The following is a 21284-nucleotide window of genomic DNA, read 5'->3' on the forward strand; positions in this document are numbered from 1 at the left end:
TCAGCTCTTCCCTCCGCCGCCGAGGTGATTCACCTTACTGAGTCGCCGGGCTTCTTCGGCTTTGAAGCCGGCTGCGGAGGAGCGCAGGTTTCCCCTCACACCGTTCTCCAACAGGTCGTTTATATACCGCATTTGAGAGCGCCAACGCTCCTGGAATGTATCGACAGCCGAGTCGGACTTGAAGCCCTTGAGACTGATCTCGCTCGTAGCGCTCATCACTTTGTTGTCAGCGTCTGCGAAGTTCTTGCGCAGGGTTTCAGCGTTCTTCGCTCTTTCCTCAAGTACGGAGGCGTCCACATGCAGTTGGGGCTGTGTTGGGCCGCCCCCGACCGGAGCGAGTTGGTTCAGCCGCGTGCTGCTCTGCTGCCGCGTGAGTGCCTCGTCGCGGGCCTGGCCCCACATCTCCTCGAATGACATGTCGGTTCCTTCGCGATGTTGCTGACGGCTGGTCGCGCGGCGATGGCCGGCTTCAGTGCTGTCGGCCCTGACCGGGCCCCGTCCCGGGCGGGGGGCCGTAGCTCGGTGGGTAGGGCGGGGCCGCCGGAACCGGGGTCGAGCATCGGCGGCGGGCGCGGAGGGCTACGAGTAGGGCGACGGCCCCGGCGAGGAGCGCGGCGGCTGCAGTACCCAGAGCCAGCCACGGAGGCTTGCCGCCCTCATCGTCGGACAGGTCCGCGACCGCGGGTTTCGTCTCGTCGGCGCCGGCGGACGGTGACGTCTCTGCTGACGGAGCCGCTGAGGCTGCCGCAGTCAGGTCGGGCAGGGGGTGCTCGTTGGCAGGCCCCGGGGCGCCCGGGTCGGTGAGAGCGACGCGGGGACGAACGATGCCGTAACCGAACTCGTCATTACGGGTCCAACTCTTACTTTCGGCTTCTTTGAGTGCGTCCCCGAATTCCTTGGCGGTCTTCCTCACGAAGGGCAGGGTGACGCCGGCGTTCTCGCCTTCCCAGTCCGCCTTGCCAGCCTTCTTCAGCATGCCCTTGGTTGCTTGCTCCTCGAGCTTCTCAAGCTTCTTGACTGTCTCGGTCCAGTCGTCCACAGCGTCGCTGAGGCTGCCCAGTCGGGCGTTGAGAAGGTTCTCGAAGGTCGGCACAGCGCAGCCCCACTACTTGAAGTGCTTGTTGATCTGTTCGACGGACAGGTTGGTGACCAGGACCTCTTCGCGCTTGGTGTGCGTCGAGACCGTGTCCTCGAGGTGATTGTGGATGTGGGCGCAGGCACTCAGCAGTGCCTCTGCCTGAGAGCGCCAGGCGTCCCAGGCGGTCCACATGGCCGAGCCGGTCCTGAAGCCGTCCTCATCGAGGCTGTTCCCCGCTGTGCTGGTGTTGGCTCCGGCATGGAACGCGTCCTTCTCGAAGCCGTGGTAGAGCTCTTGCGCCTCGTTCCCGACGGCCTTCAGGTCGGGGGACGTCACCGTGTAGTCGCTGCTGCCGGTTCCGCCGCCTCCGGATGCCGGCAGCTGGTTCAGGCGCGTGTTGCTCTGCTGCTGTGCGAGAGCGTTGTCTCGGGCGTGGCCCCACATTTCGTCGAATGACATGTCCGTTCCTTCGTGCTGGGAATCGGTGGCCTCAGCGTTGTGGGTCCTGCTCGGGACCGGGCCCCGGTGGTGGTCCGTAGGCCGGGGGTTGCTGTGGCTGGGCGTACGGGGAGTAGGGCGGCGGAAAGGGCGGGGCCGCAGGTACCGGGGTCGAGCGTCGGCGGCGGGCGCGGAGGATGGGTACGGCGACAACTGCCGCGAGAAGCGCAGTGGCTGCCACGCCCATGGCCACCCAGGAACCGGCGATGCCGTCATCGTCGGCCGAGGCAGCAGTTGCGGGCTTCGACTCGTTGACTGCAGCGTTGTCTTCCGTGCCTGCGGATGGTGACGTCTCGGCCGACGGAGGCGCCGAGGCAGCTGCCAGGTCGGGCAGCGGGTTTTCGTCCGCGGGACCCGGGTTGCCTGGTTCCTTCAAGGCGATCCGGGGACGGACGATGCCGTAGCCGATGGAGTCTGTGCGCTCTGCGCCACTCCTGGCTTTTCCTGCGGTGTTCAACATGACACGGAGCACCTGGTGGTTGGTCCAGTCCGGGTGCGCGGCCCAGATGAGCGCAGCAGATGCTGAGGCGAGTGCCGTGGCTGCACTGGTACCGCCTCCCGTACAGACCTCAGTCCCACCGGGGCAGGCGTTGACGATGTCGCCACCTGGGGCTGCGAGGTCGACCTGAGGACCGCTCTGGGACCCCTTCAATGCCACAGCGTTCCTGTCGGTTGCTGCCACGCCCACGACGCCAGGCGTGGCTGCCGGATACAGAGGTAAGTTCGATGTGTCTCCGCTATTTCCGACTGCAGCGAAGATCAGCTTGCCCTTCTCGATGGCGTAGCGAACCGCTGACGCGAGCTCCGGTGTTCCGACGTTCTGCCTACCGGGTGCATTATCGCTGCCCATTGAGATGCTAATGATCTGAGCCTTGGTGTCTGCTGCGTAGCGAATCGCCTTGGTCAGTACGCGTGAGTACTCCGCTTTATTGTCGACCTGACCGTACTTTTCCGTGGCATAGCGCATCCGGACAGGGAGGATCTTGGCTTCCGGTGCGAGACCGTAGGAGCCGTGTTGTGCTCCTCGCGCTCCAGTGGCGGCGATGAGTGCTGCCATGCCTGTTCCGTGGCCCTCAAGATCGGTGTGTTCGTCGCCGCGTTGTTCGGAGTAGTCCTTACCGTCGAGGACCTGACCTTTCAAGTCGGCGAGAGAGCGATCGACGCCGGAATCGATGACCGCCACTGTGATACCGCGGCCCTTGCTGACCTTCCACATCTCGTCCGCCTGCATGGCATCGAGATGCCATTGCATCGCACGAACAGACTCGGCGTGGGCCGGTGCGGCGGCAACACCGACCAGCAGCAGGCTGAGAGCAGCCGAAGCCATCGAGAGGGGCCGCCATGTTCGCTTGCTGCTGTTACGCATGTGCCTTCCTGAGTATGGGCGTCCGACGAGCTCAGTCGACCACTGGGGGAACTACACGATGGTTCCGACGAGCCCAGGTCTCTTCCTCTTCTGAGACGTAGTCCGGTCTTTAGGTCCCATCTTGTTGGTTGTCCCGGCGGGAGACCGACGGATGGGCTGTGTGTGTGGTGCTTCCCGTGCGAGCGACCGTAGAGCCGTGTGCCGATTCACCCGCGTTGGCCTGGCGTAGCAGACCCGCGCCGCCAGGCGTGAAGGGTTGCGGGTTGGTGCGGCTCGGCTGGGCCGGGCGGTTGCCGATCATTCCATGGGTCTCCGACGCGGGGCGTCGGGGGCCAGATGTGGTGCTCTGCCCTGGGACGGGGCTTCTGTTCACGGGAATCCCGGGAGAGGAAGTGCGCCCGACGGGCATGCGTCCCTGGCCGCTTTCGCCACCGATGACCGTCCCCCGCGGAAGGCCCGTGGAACGACCCGCGCCGGGGGCCACCGGGCGGCCTCCGATGATGCCGGTCTCGCGAGGCGGACGAGGGACGCCTCCTCCACTGGTTCCCTGACCTGGTAGCAGAGGTGGGCGAGTGGTCGGTGGTACCGGCGGAGGGTTGATGGGACCCGGCCTGCCACGGTTGCCCGTAGCAGGCGGGACGACAACGGGTTGTACCGGGTAGGAGACGTCGGGACGTGACCCGTTGCCGATGTGAGGTACCACTGTGTGAGGGTTTGCCGAAACCCGAGGCTCCGGCAATGTGACCACGCTGTCGATCTCCATGGCAGTGGGACGTGAATAAGCGGCCGCGTCTCCGCCGGACGCAGGCGTGAACGTTGGAGGCGTGACGAGCGCGTCTGGGCGAACCATGGCTGTCATCTCCGCTCCGCTTCCATTGGCAGTGTGCACAGGAGTCGTGTGCTTTGCCGTGGAATTCTCGGGGCTGAGGGAGACGTACCTCCCTTGTTCCTCTTTCTGCCATTCCTCCGACCCCAGGTGCCGTGCCGGCGGCGCAAACGTAGGCGGTGGCACGCTGTTCACCTGCTGGGCCGAGTACTCGTACGTCTGCGCCAGCTTCTGCAACTGCTGGATCGCTTCCCCCCGCGCTGCCTCCATCCGCTGCTGCGCCGCCGTCGCGTCGGACTGGGCCGTCTGTGTCAGTTTGCGGGCGTCGGGGTCGTTGTGAGCACCCGGGTCCTGTGCCGCTGCGAGGGTCTTTCGTGCGTCGGCGAGGTCCGCCTTGGCTTGGGTCGTTTCGGACGTGGCCGGCATCGCTGCCTTGGCTTCGGCGACCGCCTGGGCGACCGTGGCCATCCAGCGGGACGCCACCTCGGCGTACTGGCCGAGGCGGAGCGTTGCGGCGGCGCTCTGCCCACCCCAGTTACGGAAGGCGTCGCCGCCCTCGCCCTGCCACTCGAGCCCTTTGACGTACGTCATGAGGTCGTCGCCGATGCCGGTGATCGTCGACGAGGCCTTGGAGAGCTTCATGGCGAGGTGGGAAGCGCCTTCCGAACTCGCCGAGTCGAGGAGGGCGGCCAACTGCTCGTGCGTCATGGACTCGAAGTCCGTGCGGGCGAGTTTCGGCGTTCCGCGGCCTGACTGCTCGGCCATCAGTAGTTCCCCTGCTCATCGGTGGAGTTGGATTCCTCGGCCGTAACGACCGGTCGCTCTACATACGGATCCCGCTCCACGACGTAATACCTCTCCGCCTCCGCGTTGACCGCCTTCATCCGCGCCTTGATGTCCGCGTCCAGGTTCTCGTAGCCCACCCGCGACGCCTGGACCGCGAGCCCCATGCCCTCGATCTGCGCGCCGAGCGCCTTGGAGAGCTGTTCCAGTTCGTCGTGGACGACGGCGTACGAGTCGTAGAGGTACTGCGCCTCCCTGAACTCCGCCGAGCCCAACTGGGCGCGGGACAGCCGGTCCTGGCCGACCTTGGTTGGCGCGGCCTCGGACTCGTCCAGTTCCCGCAGCAGTTCGTCGACGCGCTTCTTGAAGCCCTTCATGGTGTTGTGCTGGATGTCCAGCGCCATCGCCGGGTTCACACCCGACAACGTGTCGAACGCCTTCCCCGTGTCCGGCGCGCCGCCCCCGTTCGCACTCACCTCAACTGCCTCCCCGTTGAGTCCCCATTCCAGCCGATCACCCTAGTGGCGTTGCGGAAGCAAGCCCACTTGAATCAGCGGCGTACCGCGCTTGCGCGAGACGAACACGCCACGTCCGGGCGGCATGGGCCGAGCCCGTACATTGCCGAGGATGTCGCCCTCGCTCGGGTCGCCGGACAGGACCACGCCCTGGGCGCCGAGTTCCTTCATGCGCTGCATGAACGACTCGAACATCGCCCGGGACGCGCCGGCCGAGCTGCGTGCGATGACGAACTTCACGCCGACGTCCCGCGCGAAGGGCAGGTGCTCCACCAGCTGGGAGAGCGGGTTGCCGGAGCCGGCGGCGACCAGTTCGTGGTCGTCGACGATGACGAACAGCTGCGGGCCGCTCCACCAGCTGCGGTCGCGCAGCTGCTGCGGTGTGATGTCCGGCTTGGGCGCCCGCTTCTCCATGAACTGCCGTACGGCGTCCATGTGCACCTGCATCGCCGACGCCATGGGGGCGTACTCCAGCAGGTGGCTCTCCGGCACCGCCTCCAGCATGGTGCGCCGGTAGTCGCCGACCACGATCCGGGCCTCGGCCGGGGTGTAGCGCTCCGCGATCTGTTTGGCGACCAGGCGCAGCAGATTGGTCTTGCCGGACTCGCTCTCGCCGAAGACGAGGAAGAAGGGGTCGGTGTCGAAGTCGATGAACACCGGCTCCAGATCGGCCTCGTCGATGCCGATCGCGATGCCGTGCTGCGGGAACTCGAAGCCCTTGGGCAACTGGTCGGCGGGCAGCCTGCGGGGGAGCAGGCGGACCGTGGGGGCCGGCGGGCCCTGCCAGTTCTCCTTGACCGACCGGACCAGCCGGGCCGTGGCGTCGGACAGGTCGTCCGGGCTGGAGGAGGCGTCGATCCGGGGCATCGCCGCCATGAAGTGCAACTTGGCGGGAACCTGACCCCGGCCCGGCACCCCCGTCGGCACGTTCAGGGCGACCTTGCGGTCGAACTCGGAGTCCATGGCGTCACCGAGGCGCAGCTCCAGCCGGCCCAGGATCTGGTCCTTGAGGACGGCCCGCACCTCCATGTAGCGCGAGGCGGAGATGACCACATGGATGCCGTGTCCCAGGCCGCGGGCGGCGATGTCGTTGACGACGCCCTCGAGGCCCTCGTAGTCGTTGCGGAAGTTGCCCCAGCCGTCGATGACGAGGAAGACGTCACCCCACGGCTCGCCCGGCAGATCGCCCGCCGCGCGGCGCCGGCGGTAGGTGGTGACCGAGTCGACGCCGTGCGCGCGGAAGAACTGCTCGCGGCGGTTGAGGATGCCGGCGACCTCGGCGACCGTACGCCGTACGCGCTCGGGGTCGAGACGGGAGGCCACACCGCCCACGTGCGGCAGGTCGGCCACCGCGGACAGGCCGCCACCGCCGAAGTCCAAGCCGTAGAACTGCACTTCGTGCGGTGTGTGGGTGAGCGCGAACGAGGCGATCAGGGTACGCAGCAGGGTCGACTTGCCCGACTGGGGCCCACCGACCACCAGCGTGTGGCCGGCCGCGGCGGAGAAGTCCTGGTAGAGGATCTCCCGCTTCTGCTCGAAGGGTTTGTCGACCAGTCCGAGCGGCACCGTCAGCCCGCCCGGCACGGGGTACTCCACCGGGTGGACGCCACGCTCGGCGGAGACCGACAGCGTGGGCAGCAGTTCGTCCAGCGACGGCGCCCGGTCCAGCGGCGGCAGCCACACCTGGTGCGCGGGCACGCCCTGCCCCTCGAGGCGCTGTACGACCACGTCCAGGACGGTGTCGGCCAGCGCGTCGTCCTCCTGCCGCCGGTCGGGGCCTGGCGTCCGGACCGGATCCGGCGCCGCGTACGTCACCGGCACCGGGACCGCGGTGAACAGGGCGGGCCGGCGCTCGACGGGCAGCCCCGTCCCGCGGCCGGTGTCCGGGCCGCCCGCGCGGTACGTCCCCGACACGTACGCCGCCTTGAAGCGCACCATCTCGTCCGTGCCGCTCTTCAGATAACCCGAACCCGGCACGGAGGGCAGGTGGTAGGCGTCCGGCACACCGATCGCGGCGCGGGACTCGGCGGCCGAGAACGTCCGCAGACCGATCCGGTACGACAGATAGGTGTCCAGTCCGCGCAGCCGGCCCTCCTCGAGTCGCTGCGATGCCAGCAGCAGATGCACGCCCAACGAACGGCCGATGCGCCCGATCTGGATGAACATGTCGATGAAGTCGGGCTTGGCGGTGAGGAGTTCGCTGAACTCGTCGATCACGATCACCAGCGAGGCCAGCGGCTCCAGCGGAGCGCCGGCCGCGCGCGCCTTCTCGTAGTCGTGGATGCCCGCGTAGTTGCCGGCGGCGCGCAGCAGCTCCTGGCGGCGCTGCAGTTCACCGCGGATCGCGTCGCCCATGCGGTCGACCAGGGTGAGATCGTCGGCGAGGTTGGTGATGACGGCCGCCACGTGCGGCATCCGGGACATGCCCGCGAAGGTGGCACCGCCCTTGAAGTCGGCCAGGACGAAGTTCAGCGTCTCGGAGGAGTGGGTGACCGCCAGCCCCAGCACCAGGGTGCGCAGCAGCTCGGACTTGCCGGAGCCGGTCGCGCCCACACAGAGACCGTGCGGGCCCATGCCGTCCTGCGCGGCCTCCTTGAGGTCCAGCATCACGGGCCGGCCGTCCTCGCCGACGCCGATCGGCACTCGCAGACGCTCCGGGGTCGACCTCGGCCGCCAGGTCCGCGCGACGTCCACCGCCGCCGCGTCCCCCAGGCCGAGCAGCTCGGTGAAGTCAAGGCTGGCCAGGAGGGGTTCGTCGTCGTCCCCGCCGCCCAGCCGCAGCGGCGCCAGCTGCCGCGCGAGCGCCTCGGCGGCGGGCAGGGACAGCGCGTCGGGCTCGCCCTCGTAGGCGATCCCGGATCCCGAGTCGAGCCACAGCCGGTCCGGTCGTACGACGACCGAGAGGTCACCGCGGGGCTGGTCCAGCTCACCGGGGACGACCTCGACGATCGTCACCCCCTGCAGGCCCTCTGCGGCGGCGAAGGCCGAGGTCGGCGGGACCATGCCGCCGTCGAGGACGATCAGCAGGTGCGGCTGGTCCAGGTGCGGCCTGCCGTCCGGGCTGAACCGGGGGCGGCCGTCGAGCCGGTCCGCCAGCAGCTGTTCCACCTCGCCGAGGTCGTCCCCGAAGAGACGGCGGGTGCCGGCCCCGTCGTACGACCCCGGGAGCTGGCCGTGCGGAAGCCACTTAGTCCAGTCCCACCGGTCCACGGCGCCCGGCGCGGTCACCACGGCAAGCACCAGGTCGTCGGGGGAGTGCAGTGTGACGGCCTGGGCGACCAGCGCGCGGGCGGCGGCCCGGGCGCTGTCCGGCTCGCCGGAGACCGTCATGTGGTAGAAGGCGCGCAGGGACACGGCGACCGGGAGGCCGTCCAACTGGCCGTGCACGGCGAGGAAACGCTGCATGGCGCCCGCGGACAACGGCTCCAGCTCGTCGACCGGCGCGGTCTGCGGGGCGGACAGCGGTGTCGCCAGCCGCTGTGGGCCCAGGCCCAGACGCACCTGCCCGAAGTCGGCGTCCCCCACACGCCGTTCCCACACCCGGGTGCCCTCGGCGACCACCGCCCACAGCTGATCGGGCGAGGGGTGCAGATACAGCTGGGCGTCGCGCTGGAGGTGCGCGGTGCCGCGGACCTTGCGGCGGGTCTGCGCGAGATAACGCAGGTAGTCGCGGCGCACATCGGCCATTTGCCCCTGTGTACCGCGGCGGTAGCGCACGATCTGGGCGATCACCATCGCCGCCGTCGACACCAGCATGACCACGCCCATGATCCGCATGAACGGGTGGGCGTTGGGGGAGGCGAAGTAGAACACCACCGACGAGCCCATGCCCAGCGTCGGCAGCACCTGCATCAGCATGCTTTCCTGCTGCCCGCGCGGCAGTTCGGGAGGATTTTCCAACTGCAGCTCGTCCGAGGGCACTCCGGGCGGCAGTGTGCGCGGCGGGCGCTTGATGTCGATCTGGCTCATGAGCATCAATCCCCCCGTGCGGACGATCGGTTGCACACCGCACCCCCGTGGTGACGGTCGTCCTCCACACTCCGGCGATCCTACGTGCCACCACCGACAGGACGTGTCGGTAGGGTTGCGCAGCGCAGCGTACGCATCCGCGAACAGGGGGTCGATAAAGGTGAGTACGACGACCGCGACGGGGTTCTGCCGGGTCACGGTGGTGGCGCCCGACAGCCGGATCGACGTGGCGCTCCCGGTGGACATCCCCGTCGCCGACGTCCATCCGGAGATCCTGCGGCTGACGGGCCAGACCCAGCCGGCCGGCGCCCCGACGGGGTACCACCTGGTACGGCGGGACGGCAGGGTCCTCGACGGCGCCCGCACGCTCGCCGACGAGCGGATCCTCGACGGGGACGTCCTCAGCCTGCGGCCGTTCGCCCAGTCGCTGCCGCCCGCCGTCCACGACGACGTGCCGGACGCCGTCGCCTCCGCGGTCGTCCGCGACCGGCACCTGTGGAGCGACGACCTGCTGCGCGCCGCCGGGCTGACCGCAGGCGCCCTGCTTCTGCTGCTGCTCGCGTTCCTCCTGTGGTTCGCCGACCCGGTACGGCACGACATGCACGGCCTGCCCGGTGTGATCGCGGGCGGTCTCGGGCTGCTGCTCCTCGCGTTCGCGGGAGTCCGCGCGCGGGTCTACGACGACCGCGTCCCGGCCGTCGCCCTCGGCCTGGGCGGCCTGCCGCTGCTGCTCGTCGCCGGGTCCGGGATCATCGCCGCCCCCGACGGACAGGGGCCGGGCAGGTTGCAGTTCATGCTGGGCTGTGCGGCCGTACTGGTGGCGTCGGTGACCCTTCTCGCGCTCGCCCCCGGATCGGACGCGCCCTTCGTGGCCGCCACGTTCGTCGCGGCGGTGGGCACCGTGGCCACCTTCCTCGTCATCGTCACCGAAGCCTCCGCGAGCGACGCCGCCGCGGTGTGCGCACCCTGCGCGATCGGCCTCGTCGCGTTCCTGCCGGGCCTGTCGGCGCGCTTCGCGCGGCTGCCCATCGGGTACACGGCCCCGCGGTCCGCCCTCGCCGACGAATTCGACCCCGACCCGTCCCAGGCCCCGGACGCCGAGGCGCTCGACGCCGACCGCATCGCCGCCCAGGCCCGGCGCGGCCACGAACTGCTGCTGGGCCTGGTGGGCGGCACCGCGGCGGTCGTCGTCGTGGCCGCCGCGGTGCTGGGCTTCTCGGACGACCTCTGGGGACAGCTGCTGGCGCTCGCCGCCGGACTGGCCATGCTGATCCGCGCCCGTCTGTTCCGCTACACCTCGCAGGTGGTCTGCGCCCTGGCCGCCGGCCTCGGCGCCGTCGCCGCCCTGCTGCTGGGACTCGTGCTGAACCCGCCGTCCGACGCCCTGACCGAGTTCGTCCTGCACGGTGACCGGGGAGCGCTCGATCTGCGTACGCTCTGGCTGTCGGCGGCCGTCGTCGCCGGGACCGTACTGGTCACCGCCATCGGCCTGGTCGTCCCCCGCAAGGGGCTCTCCCCGTTCTGGGGCCGTTTCCTCGACCTCGCCGAGTCGGCCGTCCTGCTCACGCTGGTGCCGCTGTGCCTGGCGGCGCTGGGCGTCCTCACCGCCGTACGGGCCCTGACCGGGTGAGCCGGGCGGTGGACGGACGGTAGCCGATGCCCTGGTACCCTGGCTGACGGCCGTATGTGTACGCACCCCCGGAGCGCATTCCCGCCCTGGAGGCCGCGCCCAGCGGATCCCCGCCTTCCGAGTCATGGAAGACCCCCCGAGACGTAGACCGGGGGCACTCGGTGGCCACTCACAGACTACGAGGAGTACGCGTGTCGCTCGACGCCGCAGTGAAGAAGCAGATCATCTCCGAGTTCGGTACCAAGGAGGGCGACACCGGGTCCCCCGAGGTCCAGGTCGCGCTGCTGTCCCGTCGGATCTCCGACCTGACGGAGCACCTCAAGACCCACAAGCACGACCACCACTCCCGTCGTGGTCTGCTGATCCTGGTCGGTCAGCGCCGCCGGCTGCTGCAGTACCTCGCCAAGAAGGACATCCAGCGCTTCCGTGCGCTGGTCGACCGCCTCGGCATCCGCCGCGGTGCGGCGGGCGCCAAGTAGGACGCCGTGAAGGGGGCGGTTCCCTGGGACAAGGGGGCCGCTCCCTTTGCTGTACGTGCGCGGTGTCACCGCACCTTTGTAGTGTGGTAGCACAACGCAAGAGATACGACTCAGTGTGATGCTCCGTACCGCATCGGGAATGCGGTCCACGGGCACCACCGACCGACGTCATCGGACGTCACGACGCACGGGGAGAAGTGCACCTCGCCGCCGCCGGTCCTCGGTAGTGGCCCCCGGGAGAGTGAACCCCGGGTGCTTCGATCGAAGACCGGCCCGCACCAGTGGAGCGCTTCTCCGCCACCGTCCCCCCGCCACACGGGCGGAGAGGGACAAAAGACGACAAGTAACGGAGAAACTGCTAGTGGAGAACGAGACCCACTACGCCGAGGCCGTCATTGACAACGGCTCCTTCGGCACCCGCACCATCCGCTTCGAGACGGGCCGCCTGGCCCGCCAGGCCGCCGGCTCCGCCGTGGCCTACCTGGACGACGACACCATGGTGCTGTCGGCCACCACCGCGTCCAAGAACCCCAAGGACCAGCTCGACTTCTTCCCCCTCACGGTGGACGTCGAGGAGCGGATGTACGCCGCCGGCAAGATCCCCGGCTCCTTCTTCCGCCGTGAGGGCCGGCCCTCCGAGGACGCCATCCTCACCTGCCGCCTCATCGACCGCCCGCTGCGCCCGTCCTTCAAGAAGGGCCTGCGCAACGAGATCCAGGTCGTCGCCACGATCATGGCGCTCAACCCCGACCACCTGTACGACGTCGTGGCGATCAACGCCGCCTCCGCGTCCACGCAGCTGGCCGGTCTGCCCTTCTCCGGCCCGATCGGCGGCGTCCGCGTCGCGCTGATCAGCGGCCAGTGGGTGGCCTTCCCGACGCACACCGAGCTCGAGGACGCCGTCTTCGACATGGTCGTCGCGGGCCGCGTCCTGGAGGACGGCGACGTCGCGATCATGATGGTGGAGGCCGAGGCCACCGAGCAGACCATCAAGCTGGTCGAGGGCGGCGCCGAGGCGCCGACCGAGGAGGTCGTCGCCGCCGGTCTGGACGCCGCCAAGCCCTTCATCAAGGTGCTCTGCAGGGCCCAGGCCGACCTCGCCGCCAAGGCCGCCAAGCCCACCGGGGAGTTCCCGGTCTTCCTGGACTACCAGGACGACGTCCTCGAGGCGCTGACCGGCGCCGTCAAGCCCGAGCTGACCCAGGCGCTCACCATCGCGGGCAAGCAGGAGCGCGAGGCCGAGCTGGACCGCGTCAAGGCGCTCGCCGCCGAGAAGCTCCTCCCGGAGTTCGAGGGCCGCGAGAAGGAGATCTCCGCCGCGTACCGCTCGCTGACCAAGTCCCTGGTCCGTGAGCGTGTCATCAAGGAGAAGAAGCGCATCGACGGCCGCGGTGTCACCGACATCCGCACCCTGGCCGCCGAGGTCGAGGCCATCCCGCGCGTGCACGGCTCGGCGCTGTTCGAGCGTGGGGAGACCCAGATCCTGGGCGTCACCACCCTCAACATGCTCCGTATGGAGCAGCAGCTGGACACCCTTTCCCCGGTGACCCGCAAGCGCTACATGCACAACTACAACTTCCCGCCGTACTCCGTCGGCGAGACCGGCCGCGTCGGCTCCCCCAAGCGCCGCGAGATCGGCCACGGAGCGCTCGCCGAGCGGGCCATCGTGCCGGTGCTGCCGGCCCGCGAGGACTTCCCCTACGCGATCCGCCAGGTGTCCGAGGCCCTCGGCTCCAACGGCTCGACCTCCATGGGCTCGGTCTGCGCCTCCACCATGTCGCTGCTGAACGCCGGTGTGCCGCTCAAGGCCCCGGTCGCCGGCATCGCCATGGGCCTGATCTCCCAGGAGATCAACGGCGAGACGCACTACGTCGCCCTCACCGACATCCTCGGTGCGGAGGACGCCTTCGGCGACATGGACTTCAAGGTCGCCGGCACCAAGGAGTTCGTGACCGCCCTCCAGCTCGACACCAAGCTGGACGGCATCCCGGCCTCCGTTCTGGCCGCGGCCCTCAAGCAGGCCCGTGACGCCCGCCTCCACATCCTCGACGTGATGATGGAAGCGATCGACACGCCGGACGAGATGTCCCCGAACGCGCCGCGGATCATCACCGTGAAGATCCCGGTCGACAAGATCGGCGAGGTCATCGGCCCCAAGGGCAAGATGATCAACCAGATCCAGGAGGACACGGGCGCCGACATCACGATCGAGGACGACGGCACCATCTACATCGGTGCCGCCCAGGGCTCGCAGGCCGAGGCCGCCCGCGCCACGATCAACGGCATCGCCAACCCGACCATGCCGGAGGTCGGCGAGCGCTACCTGGGAACCGTCGTGAAGACGACGACCTTCGGCGCGTTCGTCTCGCTGCTCCCGGGCAAGGACGGTCTGCTGCACATCTCGCAGATCCGCAAGCTGGCCGGCGGCAAGCGCGTGGAGAACGTCGAGGACGTCCTCGGTGTGGGCCATAAGGTCCAGGTCGAGATCGCCGAAATCGACTCCCGCGGCAAGCTCTCCCTGATCCCCGTGATCGAGGGCGAGGCCGACAGCGGCTCCGACGACAAGAAGGACGACACCGCCCAGTGACGTCTCGTAACGCCAAGGCGACGGCCCGCACCTCCTCGGAGGCGCGGGCCGTCGCCCGTACCCAAACCCTGATCAAGGGCGACAACGGCATCGGTACGGTCCGCAGGACCACCCTCCCCGGCGGCCTGCGCATCGTCACCGAGACCCTGCCCTCGGTGCGCTCCGCGACCTTCGGTATCTGGGCCCATGTCGGCTCCCGCGACGAGACCCCGGCCCTGAACGGCGCGACCCACTACCTCGAGCACCTGCTCTTCAAGGGCACGTCCCGCCGGTCCGCCCTGGACATCTCCGCCGCCCTCGACGCCGTCGGCGGCGAGATGAACGCGTTCACGGCCAAGGAGTACACGTGCTACTACGCGCGTGTGCTCGACAGCGACCTGCCGCTGGCCATCGACGTGGTGTGCGACATGCTCACCTCCTCGGTGATCCGCGAGGAGGACGTCGATGTCGAGCGCGGCGCCATCCTCGAAGAGATCGCCATGACCGAGGACGACCCGGGCGACTGTGTGCACGACCTGTTCGCGCACACCATGTTCGGTGACAACCCCCTCGGCCGCCCGGTCCTCGGCACGGTCGACACGGTCAACGCCCTCACCGCCGACCGCATCCGCCGCTTCTACAAGAAGCACTACGACCCGACGCACCTCGTGGTCGCCTGCGCCGGCAACGTGGACCACGACAAGGTCGTACGCCAGGTCCGCGCGGCCTTCGAGAAGGCCGGCGCCCTCGGGAATCCCGGCGCCGAGCCGGTCGACCCGCGCGGCGGCCGGCGCGCCCTGCGCACCGCCGGCCGGGTCGAGCTCATCGGCCGCAAGACGGAGCAGGCGCACATCGTCCTCGGCATGCCGGGCCTGGCCCGCACCGACGAGCGTCGCTGGGCCCTCGGCGTGCTCAACACCGCCCTCGGCGGAGGCATGTCGTCCCGCCTCTTCCAGGAGGTCCGCGAGAAGCGCGGCCTGGCCTACAGCGTGTACTCCTACACATCGGGCTTCGCCGATTGCGGCCTGTTCGGCGTGTACGCGGGCTGCAGGCCCTCCCAGGTGCACGACGTTCTCAAGATCTGCCGCGACGAACTCGACCAGGTCGCCGAGCACGCACTGCCCGACGACGAGATCGAGCGTGCCATCGGCCAGCTCCGGGGCTCCACCGTCCTCGGCCTGGAGGACACCGGCGCGCTGATGAACCGCATCGGCAAGAGCGAACTGTGCTGGGGCGAGCAGATGTCGGTCGACGACATGCTGGCCCGGATAGCCTCGGTCACCCCGGACGACGTCCGCTCGGTGGCCCGCGACGTCCTGGGACGGCGGCCCTCCCTGTCGGTCATCGGCCCGCTCAAGGACAAGCAGGCGGCCCGTCTGCACGACGCCGTCGCCTGACCCCTCCCGTAAGGAAGCAACGAACATGAGCAAGCTGCGCGTGGCGGTCCTCGGAGCCAAGGGCCGGATCGGTGCCGAGGCGGTCCGGGCCATCGAGACCGCCGACGACATGGAGCTGGTGGCCGCCCTCGGCCGGGGCGACAAGCTGGAGACCCTCGCCGAGCAGGGCGCCCAGGTCGCCGTGGAGCTGACCACGCCCGCCTCGGTCATGGGCAATCTCGACTTCTGCGTACGTCACGGCATCCACGCCGTCGTCGGCACCACCGGCTGGACCGACGACCGCCTCGCGCAGCTCAGGGGCTGGCTGGAGCAGTCCCCGGAGACAGGCGTGCTCATCGCGCCGAACTTCTCCATCGGCGCCGTGCTGACCATGAAGTTCGCGCAGATCGCCGCCCCGTACTTCGAGTCCGTCGAGGTCGTCGAGCTGCACCACCCGAACAAGGTCGACGCCCCCTCCGGCACCGCTACCCGCACCGCCCAGCTCATCGCCGAGGCCCGCCGCCGGGCCGGCAGCGCACCAGCCCCCGACGCCACGACCACCGCCCTCGACGGCGCTCGTGGCGCCGACGTCGACGGGGTCCCGGTGCACGCGATCCGGCTGCGCGGACTCCTGGCACACCAGGAAGTCCTGCTCGGCGGCGAGGGCGAGACCCTCACCGTCCGCCACGACTCCCTGCACCACAGCAGCTTCATGCCGGGCATCCTGCTCGGCGCCCGCCGCGTGGTGACCACTCCCGGCCTCACCTTCGGCCTGGAACACTTCCTCGACCTGAACTGAGTCCGGCGGACCCCATGCGCGCGAAGATCTCCTACGCCGTCACGGCCGCCGTCCTGGTCGTCTACTTCGTCCTGGTCGGCAGCCGTGGTGTGCTGCTCATCGAGGCCGGTACGCCCCTCACCGTCACCTTCGGCGCGGCGGTGCTGATCCTGCCGGTCATCGGTGTGTGGTTCCTGTGGAAGAACACCGAGTTCGTCCGTGACGCCAACCGGCTCGCCGCCCTGCTCGACGCCGAGGGCGGTCTGCCCGTGGACGAGCTGAAGCGCCTGCCCAGCGGCCGGATCGACCGCGACTCGGCCGACGAGGTCTTCGCCCGGCGCAAGGCCGAGACAGAGGATGCCCCCGGCGACTGGCGCAGCTGGTTCCGGCTCGCCGTCGCCTACCACGACGCCCGCGACACCCCGCGCGCCCGCAAGGCCATGCAGCGGGCGATCACGCTGCACAAGACCTCTTCCTGAGCGCGCGGGAAGGGGTCAGGCGCGCCGGTACTCGGCCGCCCAGGCCTCCACGGTGTCCGCCGCCCGGTCGAAAGCCAACTGGTCCCGCCCCAGGAAGTCCGCGTTGTGCGAGGTCAGCAGCGGCGGCAGCGGCTCCGCCGCACGACCCCGCCGCGCGAGAACCAGCGCCTGCCCCTGCACCGTCCGGGGCAGCCCCAGCCAGCGCACCGGCTGCTGCACCGTGCGCACGGCGACGACCTGGTCCCAGGCGGTCGTCCGGGTGCTGACGAAGGCCACGTGGCGCAGTCCCCGGGCGCTGACCCACACGCCCATGCGCAGCAGCCGCAGTGCGCAGGCGACACCGACCAGCGCGATGGCGAAGACCGTCCCGGCGGACGCCGGCGTCGCCGTCGCCGCGATGATCACCGCGGCGAACAGCACGAACGAGGCGAGCAGCAACAGGAGCGCCGCGGCCCCCACTCGCCAGGGACCGGGGCGGTACGGGCGTCGCCAGCGGTCCCGGTCGTCGTACGGCAGGGCGACTTCGTCCGCCGTGTCGAAAGCTCGGTCGGCCGTCAGGAAGGGCAGGGGCACGGCTGGTCCTCACTCGATCCATACGCGGGCAGTGCCCGGTGAGGCTACCGATCTGTGTCACCGGTCACCACCCTCGGGGGTCCGTATGCGCCGGTGCGGCAGGCCGGGGCGGCTCAGCGCCCCTCGGAAGCCTGTTGCTGCTCTGTGCCCGCGTCGGAGGGGCCGGCCGACATCGAGGGCATGCCTATCACCAGGGAACCCACCAACCCGGCGACCAGGGTGAGCCCGAGCAGCCAGCGCCCGGCCAGGTGACCGGCGGACGCCCGCTCAGGGGGCGGCGGGGCGACATTGCTGCGGAACCTGTCGGCCTCGGCGACAAAGGCGAACGGTACGGGTTCGCGTCGACCGAACATCGGGGTGTGTCTCCCTCCGGGATCGCACGAATCACTGTCACCTCCACAGACGAACGGATGCCCCAAATGGTGCCCACGTCCGTAAATATCGTCACGGCAGGGTGCCTCCCTCACGGCGCTGGACCCCCCGTAGAGTGGGCGCCGCACAGCAGCCGCGATGGGAAGGACCCCCTTGACCTCCGCCGACGATTCCAAGCCGTCACCGCGCACCGACGTCACGTTGCGGAGTGACATCACGGTCGAGCTGGTGAAGTCCAGCGCCTCCGACTCCGACGTCCTGTTCGCCGCCCGTGTCTCGACGCTGGGGGAGCAGTCCATCGGCGAGCTGCACAAGGACCCGGAGCGCTCCAAGGGTCTGATCAACTACCTGATGCGGGACCGGCACGGCAGCCCCTTCGAGCACAACTCGATGACGTTCCTGGTCAGCGCGCCGATCTTCGTCTTCCGCGAATTCATGCGCCACCGGGTCGGCTGGTCCTACAACGAGGAGTCAGGGCGCTACCGCGAGCTGCAGCCGGTCTTCTATGTGCCCGATGCCTCGCGCAAGCTTGTCCAGGAGGGCCGCCCGGGCAAGTACGTCTTCGTGGAGGGCACTCCGGCACAGCACGCGACCGTCCAGGACGTGCTCGGCGACTCCTACCACCAGGCGTACGCGGCCTACCAGAAGCTGCTGGCCGAGGGTGTCGCCCGCGAGATCGCCCGCGCGGCGCTCCCCGTCGGCCTGTACTCGTCGATGTACGCCACCTGTAACGCCCGCTCGCTGATGCACTTCCTCGGGCTGCGCACCCAGCACGAGCAGGCGAAGGTCCCGTCCTTCCCGCAGCGGGAGATCGAGATGGCCGGCGAGAAGATGGAGGCCGAGTGGGCCCGGCTCATGCCGCTCACGTACGCGGCCTTCAACGCCAACGGGCGTGTGGCCCCGTAGTGCGCTCCGTTTCCTCCGGCGAGTACACATGTACGGATCGGCCGTGTGAAGTGTCCGTATTGCGGCATTTCGTGAAGTTCATCTAGCCTGATCAAACGGGCCCGGCACTGCCTGAACCCCCGAGCAGGCAGTGCCGGGCTCCCCTTTGCCCCACCTTGTCGCCTCCCCCGAGGGAAGACCCCGACCTGAGCAACGAGTAGCGTGTAGCCCATGGCTCCGACCTCCACTCCGCAGACCCCCTTCGGGCGGGTCCTCACCGCCATGGTCACGCCTTTCACGGCGGACGGCGCACTCGACCTCGACGGCGCCCAGCGGCTCGCCATCCATCTGGTGGACGCAGGCAACGACGGCCTGATCGTCAATGGCACCACAGGTGAGTCCCCCACCACCAGTGACGCGGAGAAAGCGGATCTCGTACGGGTGATCGTCGAGGCCGTCGGCGACCGCGCCCATGTCGTGGCCGGAGTCGGCACCAACGACACCCACCACAGCACCGAACTGGCGCGCGCTGCGGAGCACGCCGGCGCACACGGCCTCCTGGTCGTCACCCCGTACTACAACAAGCCGCCGCAGGAGGGCCTCTACCGGCACTTCACGGCCGTCGCCGACGCCGCCGAGCTGCCGGTCATGCTTTACGACATCCCCGGCCGCAGCGGTGTCCCGATCAGCACGGAGACGATCGTCCGCCTCGCCGAGCACCCGCGCATCGTCGCCAACAAGGACGCCAAGGGCGACCTCGGCCGCGCGGGCTGGGCCATTGCCCGCTCCGGCCTCGCCTGGTACTCCGGCGACGACATGCTCAATCTGCCCCTGCTCTCCATCGGGGCGGTCGGCTTCGTCTCGGTCGTCGGCCACCTCGTCACGCCCGAGCTGCGCGCCCTGGTCGAGGCGTACACCTCGGGAGACGTCCAGAAGGCCACCGAGATCCACCAGAAGCTGCTCCCCGTCTACACGGGCATGTTCCGCACCCAGGGCGTGATGACGACCAAGGCGGCGCTCACCCTCAAGGGTCTCCCCGCCGGCCCCCTGCGCGCCCCCATGGCCGAGTGCACGCCCGAAGAGATCGAGCAGCTCAAGATCGATCTTGCCGCCGGCGGGGTACAACTGCAGTAACCAGACTTCGTGCGTCCGCTCGCGCAGACGTACTTCACAACTGAATACGCGGGCCACCGGTGCCCGCACCCCACATCGACAACTGCTTCTGCACGAACGTCATGCGCGCCACGTGCCCCACCGGTACGTGGCGCGTGTGGTGAGGAGAGTCTTTTGAGTCATCCGCATCCTGAACTCGGCCCGCCCCCGCCGCTCGCCGAGGGCGGCCTACGCGTCACCCCGCTCGGCGGTCTCGGCGAGATCGGCCGCAACATGACGGTCTTCGAGTACGGAGGCCGTCTGCTGATCGTCGACTGCGGCGTGCTCTTCCCCGAGGAGGAGCAGCCCGGAATCGACCTGATCCTGCCGGACTTCTCCTCCATCCGGGACCGCCTCGACGACATCGAGGGCATCGTCCTCACCCATGGCCACGAGGACCACATCGGCGGTGTCCCCTTCCTCCTGCGCGAGAAGCCGGACATCCCGCTGATCGGCTCCAAGCTCACCCTCGCCCTCATCGAGGCCAAGCTCCAGGAGCACCGCATCCGGCCGTACACCCTCCAGGTGGCGGAAGGACAGCGCGAGCGCATCGGCCCCTTCGACTGCGAGTTCGTCGCGGTCAACCATTCCATCCCCGACGCGCTCGCCGTGGCCATCCGCACACCCGCCGGCATGGCGGTCCACACCGGCGACTTCAAGATGGACCAGCTTCCACTGGACGGCCGCCTCACGGATCTGCACGCGTTCGCCAGGCTCAGCGAGGAAGGCATCGACCTCCTCCTCTCCGACTCCACGAACGCCGAGGTGCCGGGCTTCGTACCGCCCGAGCGTGACATCTCCAACGTGTTGCGCCAGGTATTCGCCGGCGCCCGCAAGCGGATCATCGTGGCCAGCTTCGCCAGCCACGTCCACCGCATCCAGCAGATCCTGGATGCGGCGCACGAGTACGGCCGCCGGGTCGCCTTCGTCGGCCGTTCCATGGTCCGCAACATGGGTATCGCCCGGGACCTCGGCTATCTGAAGGTCCCGCCGGGCCTGGTCGTCGACGTCAAGACCTTGGACGACCTGCCGGACAGCGAGATCGTCCTGGTGTGTACGGGCTCCCAGGGCGAACCGATGGCGGCTCTGTCCCGGATGGCCAACCGCGACCACCAGATCCGCATCGTCGACGGCGACACGGTGATCCTGGCGTCGTCGCTCATCCCCGGCAACGAGAACGCGGTCTACCGCGTGATCAACGGCCTGACCCGCTGGGGCGCCAACGTCATCCACAAGGGCAATGCCAAGGTGCATGTCTCCGGCCACGCCTCTGCGGGCGAGCTGCTGTACTTCTACAACATCTGCCGCCCGAAGAACCTGATGCCGGTCCACGGTGAATGGCGTCATCTGCGCGCCAACGCGGAGCTGGGCGTCCTGACCGGCGTTCCGCACGACCGCATCGTCATCGCGGAGGACGGCGTGGTCGTCGACCTCGTCGAGGGCAAGGCCAAGATCTCGGGCAAGGTCCAGGCGGGTTACGTCTACGTCGACGGGCTCTCCGTCGGTGATGTCGGCGAGCCGGCCCTGAAGGACCGCAAGATCTTGGGGGATGAGGGCATCATCTCGGTCTTCGTCGTCATGGATGCGTCCACGGGCAAGATCACGGGCGGGCCCCATGTCCAGGCCCGCGGCTCCGGCATCGAGGACTCCGCGTTCGGCGAGGTGATCCCGAAGATCACGGAGGTTCTGGAGCGCTCGGCCCAGGACGGTGTCGTCGAACCGCACCAGATGCAGCAGCTCATCCGTCGCACGCTGGGCAAGTGGGTCTCCGACACCTACCGGCGCCGGCCGATGATCCTGCCCGTGGTGGTCGAGGTCTGACGGTCCGTCGGAGGCCGCACACGAGCGTACTGGGGGGGGGGGGGGGGGGGGGGGGGGGGGGGGGGGGGGGGGGGGGGGGGGGGGGGGGGGGGGAGGAGACAGTAGAAGAAGACAGAGGGAAAAAGCGAGGGAGGGAGA

At 69.2% G+C, this 21284-nt stretch carries 17 protein-coding genes; 9 read left to right on the forward strand and 8 right to left on the reverse strand.

Going from position 1 to position 21284, the window contains the following annotated elements:
- The 6 genes from ACZ5C2_RS35195 to eccCa all read right to left on the reverse strand — a co-directional run bounded on the left by ACZ5C2_RS35195 (position 1) and on the right by eccCa (position 9035).
- A complete protein-coding gene (locus ACZ5C2_RS35195) occupies positions 1–417 on the reverse strand; it encodes a hypothetical protein (RefSeq protein WP_468800437.1) in 417 nt (138 codons plus the stop codon).
- 52 nt (positions 418–469) lie between these two features.
- Positions 470–1093 (reverse strand): hypothetical protein, encoded by a 624-nt coding sequence (locus ACZ5C2_RS35200; RefSeq protein WP_468800440.1) that lies wholly within the window; start codon positions 1091–1093, stop codon positions 470–472.
- Between the two features lie 12 nt (positions 1094–1105).
- Positions 1106–1537: a hypothetical protein gene (locus ACZ5C2_RS35205; RefSeq protein ID WP_468800442.1), complete on the reverse strand. Its 432-nt coding sequence runs from the start codon at positions 1535–1537 to the stop codon at positions 1106–1108.
- 31 nt (positions 1538–1568) lie between these two features.
- Positions 1569–2942: a type VII secretion-associated serine protease mycosin gene (gene mycP / locus ACZ5C2_RS35210; protein ID WP_468800446.1), complete on the reverse strand. Its 1374-nt coding sequence runs from the start codon at positions 2940–2942 to the stop codon at positions 1569–1571.
- Between the two features lie 1590 nt (positions 2943–4532).
- Positions 4533–5027: a hypothetical protein gene (locus tag ACZ5C2_RS35215; protein WP_468800450.1), complete on the reverse strand. Its 495-nt coding sequence runs from the start codon at positions 5025–5027 to the stop codon at positions 4533–4535.
- Between the two features lie 42 nt (positions 5028–5069).
- The gene (gene eccCa, locus ACZ5C2_RS35220) at positions 5070–9035 is read right to left on the reverse strand and encodes a type VII secretion protein EccCa (protein ID WP_468800453.1); all 3966 of its coding nucleotides are present in this window, start codon (positions 9033–9035) and stop codon (positions 5070–5072) included.
- A gap of 160 nt (positions 9036–9195) precedes the next feature.
- On the opposite strand from eccCa, the gene eccD reads away from it, so the two are divergent.
- The 6 genes from eccD (at position 9196) to ACZ5C2_RS35250 (ending at position 16343) form a co-directional block, all read left to right on the forward strand.
- Positions 9196–10665: a type VII secretion integral membrane protein EccD gene (eccD, locus tag ACZ5C2_RS35225; RefSeq protein ID WP_468800455.1), complete on the forward strand. Its 1470-nt coding sequence runs from the start codon at positions 9196–9198 to the stop codon at positions 10663–10665.
- A gap of 191 nt (positions 10666–10856) precedes the next feature.
- Positions 10857–11144: a 30S ribosomal protein S15 gene (gene rpsO / locus ACZ5C2_RS35230; protein ID WP_004924725.1), complete on the forward strand. Its 288-nt coding sequence runs from the start codon at positions 10857–10859 to the stop codon at positions 11142–11144.
- Between the two features lie 361 nt (positions 11145–11505).
- A complete protein-coding gene (locus ACZ5C2_RS35235) occupies positions 11506–13731 on the forward strand; it encodes a polyribonucleotide nucleotidyltransferase (protein WP_468800458.1) in 2226 nt (741 codons plus the stop codon).
- Positions 13728–15107, forward strand: coding sequence for a M16 family metallopeptidase (locus ACZ5C2_RS35240; protein ID WP_468800460.1), 1380 nt, complete (start codon positions 13728–13730; stop codon positions 15105–15107). The genes ACZ5C2_RS35235 and ACZ5C2_RS35240 overlap by 4 nt, the downstream gene beginning before the upstream one ends.
- 25 nt (positions 15108–15132) lie before the next feature.
- Complete coding sequence (dapB, locus tag ACZ5C2_RS35245) at positions 15133–15885, forward strand: 4-hydroxy-tetrahydrodipicolinate reductase (protein ID WP_468800462.1); 753 nt, start codon at positions 15133–15135, stop codon at positions 15883–15885.
- A gap of 14 nt (positions 15886–15899) precedes the next feature.
- Positions 15900–16343 (forward strand): hypothetical protein, encoded by a 444-nt coding sequence (locus tag ACZ5C2_RS35250; RefSeq protein ID WP_468800464.1) that lies wholly within the window; start codon positions 15900–15902, stop codon positions 16341–16343.
- Positions 16344–16358: 15 nt separating this feature from the next.
- Here ACZ5C2_RS35250 and ACZ5C2_RS35255 read toward each other — a convergent pair whose 3' ends face one another.
- A complete protein-coding gene (locus tag ACZ5C2_RS35255) occupies positions 16359–16916 on the reverse strand; it encodes a hypothetical protein (protein ID WP_468800467.1) in 558 nt (185 codons plus the stop codon).
- Positions 16917–17029: 113 nt separating this feature from the next.
- Positions 17030–17269 carry a hypothetical protein gene (locus ACZ5C2_RS35260; RefSeq protein WP_468800470.1) on the reverse strand — a complete coding sequence of 80 codons (240 nt, stop codon included), beginning with the start codon at positions 17267–17269 and terminating at the stop codon, positions 17030–17032.
- A 157-nt stretch (positions 17270–17426) separates the two neighbouring features.
- Between ACZ5C2_RS35260 and thyX the strand changes: the two genes are divergently transcribed.
- From thyX to ACZ5C2_RS35275, 3 genes are all read left to right on the forward strand, one after another.
- Positions 17427–18194: an FAD-dependent thymidylate synthase gene (thyX, locus tag ACZ5C2_RS35265; RefSeq protein ID WP_468800472.1), complete on the forward strand. Its 768-nt coding sequence runs from the start codon at positions 17427–17429 to the stop codon at positions 18192–18194.
- Between the two features lie 210 nt (positions 18195–18404).
- The gene (dapA, locus tag ACZ5C2_RS35270; RefSeq protein WP_468800475.1) at positions 18405–19307 is read left to right on the forward strand and encodes a 4-hydroxy-tetrahydrodipicolinate synthase; all 903 of its coding nucleotides are present in this window, start codon (positions 18405–18407) and stop codon (positions 19305–19307) included.
- A gap of 153 nt (positions 19308–19460) precedes the next feature.
- On the forward strand, positions 19461–21146 hold the full coding sequence (locus tag ACZ5C2_RS35275) for a ribonuclease J (RefSeq protein ID WP_468800477.1): 1686 nt from the start codon (positions 19461–19463) through the stop codon (positions 21144–21146).
- Positions 21147–21284 lie beyond the last annotated feature (138 nt).

Source organism: Streptomyces sp. NPDC031365 (assembly GCF_055569765.1).

What these genes read in the sequence shown, in the direction of transcription:
- ACZ5C2_RS35195 (WP_468800437.1), bottom strand. Translation starts at nt 417, where the DNA reads ATGTCATTCGAGGAGATGTGGGGCCAGGCCCGCGACGAGGCACTCACG.
- ACZ5C2_RS35205 (WP_468800442.1), bottom strand. Translation starts at nt 1,537, where the DNA reads ATGTCATTCGACGAAATGTGGGGCCACGCCCGAGACAACGCTCTCGCA.
- mycP (WP_468800446.1), bottom strand. Translation starts at nt 2,942, where the DNA reads ATGCGTAACAGCAGCAAGCGAACATGGCGGCCCCTCTCGATGGCTTCG.
- eccCa (WP_468800453.1), bottom strand. Translation starts at nt 9,035, where the DNA reads ATGAGCCAGATCGACATCAAGCGCCCGCCGCGCACACTGCCGCCCGGA.
- dapB (WP_468800462.1), top strand. Translation starts at nt 15,133, where the DNA reads ATGAGCAAGCTGCGCGTGGCGGTCCTCGGAGCCAAGGGCCGGATCGGT.
- ACZ5C2_RS35250 (WP_468800464.1), top strand. Translation starts at nt 15,900, where the DNA reads ATGCGCGCGAAGATCTCCTACGCCGTCACGGCCGCCGTCCTGGTCGTC.
- ACZ5C2_RS35260 (WP_468800470.1), bottom strand. Translation starts at nt 17,269, where the DNA reads ATGTTCGGTCGACGCGAACCCGTACCGTTCGCCTTTGTCGCCGAGGCC.
- thyX (WP_468800472.1), top strand. Translation starts at nt 17,427, where the DNA reads ATGGGAAGGACCCCCTTGACCTCCGCCGACGATTCCAAGCCGTCACCG.
- dapA (WP_468800475.1), top strand. Translation starts at nt 18,405, where the DNA reads ATGGCTCCGACCTCCACTCCGCAGACCCCCTTCGGGCGGGTCCTCACC.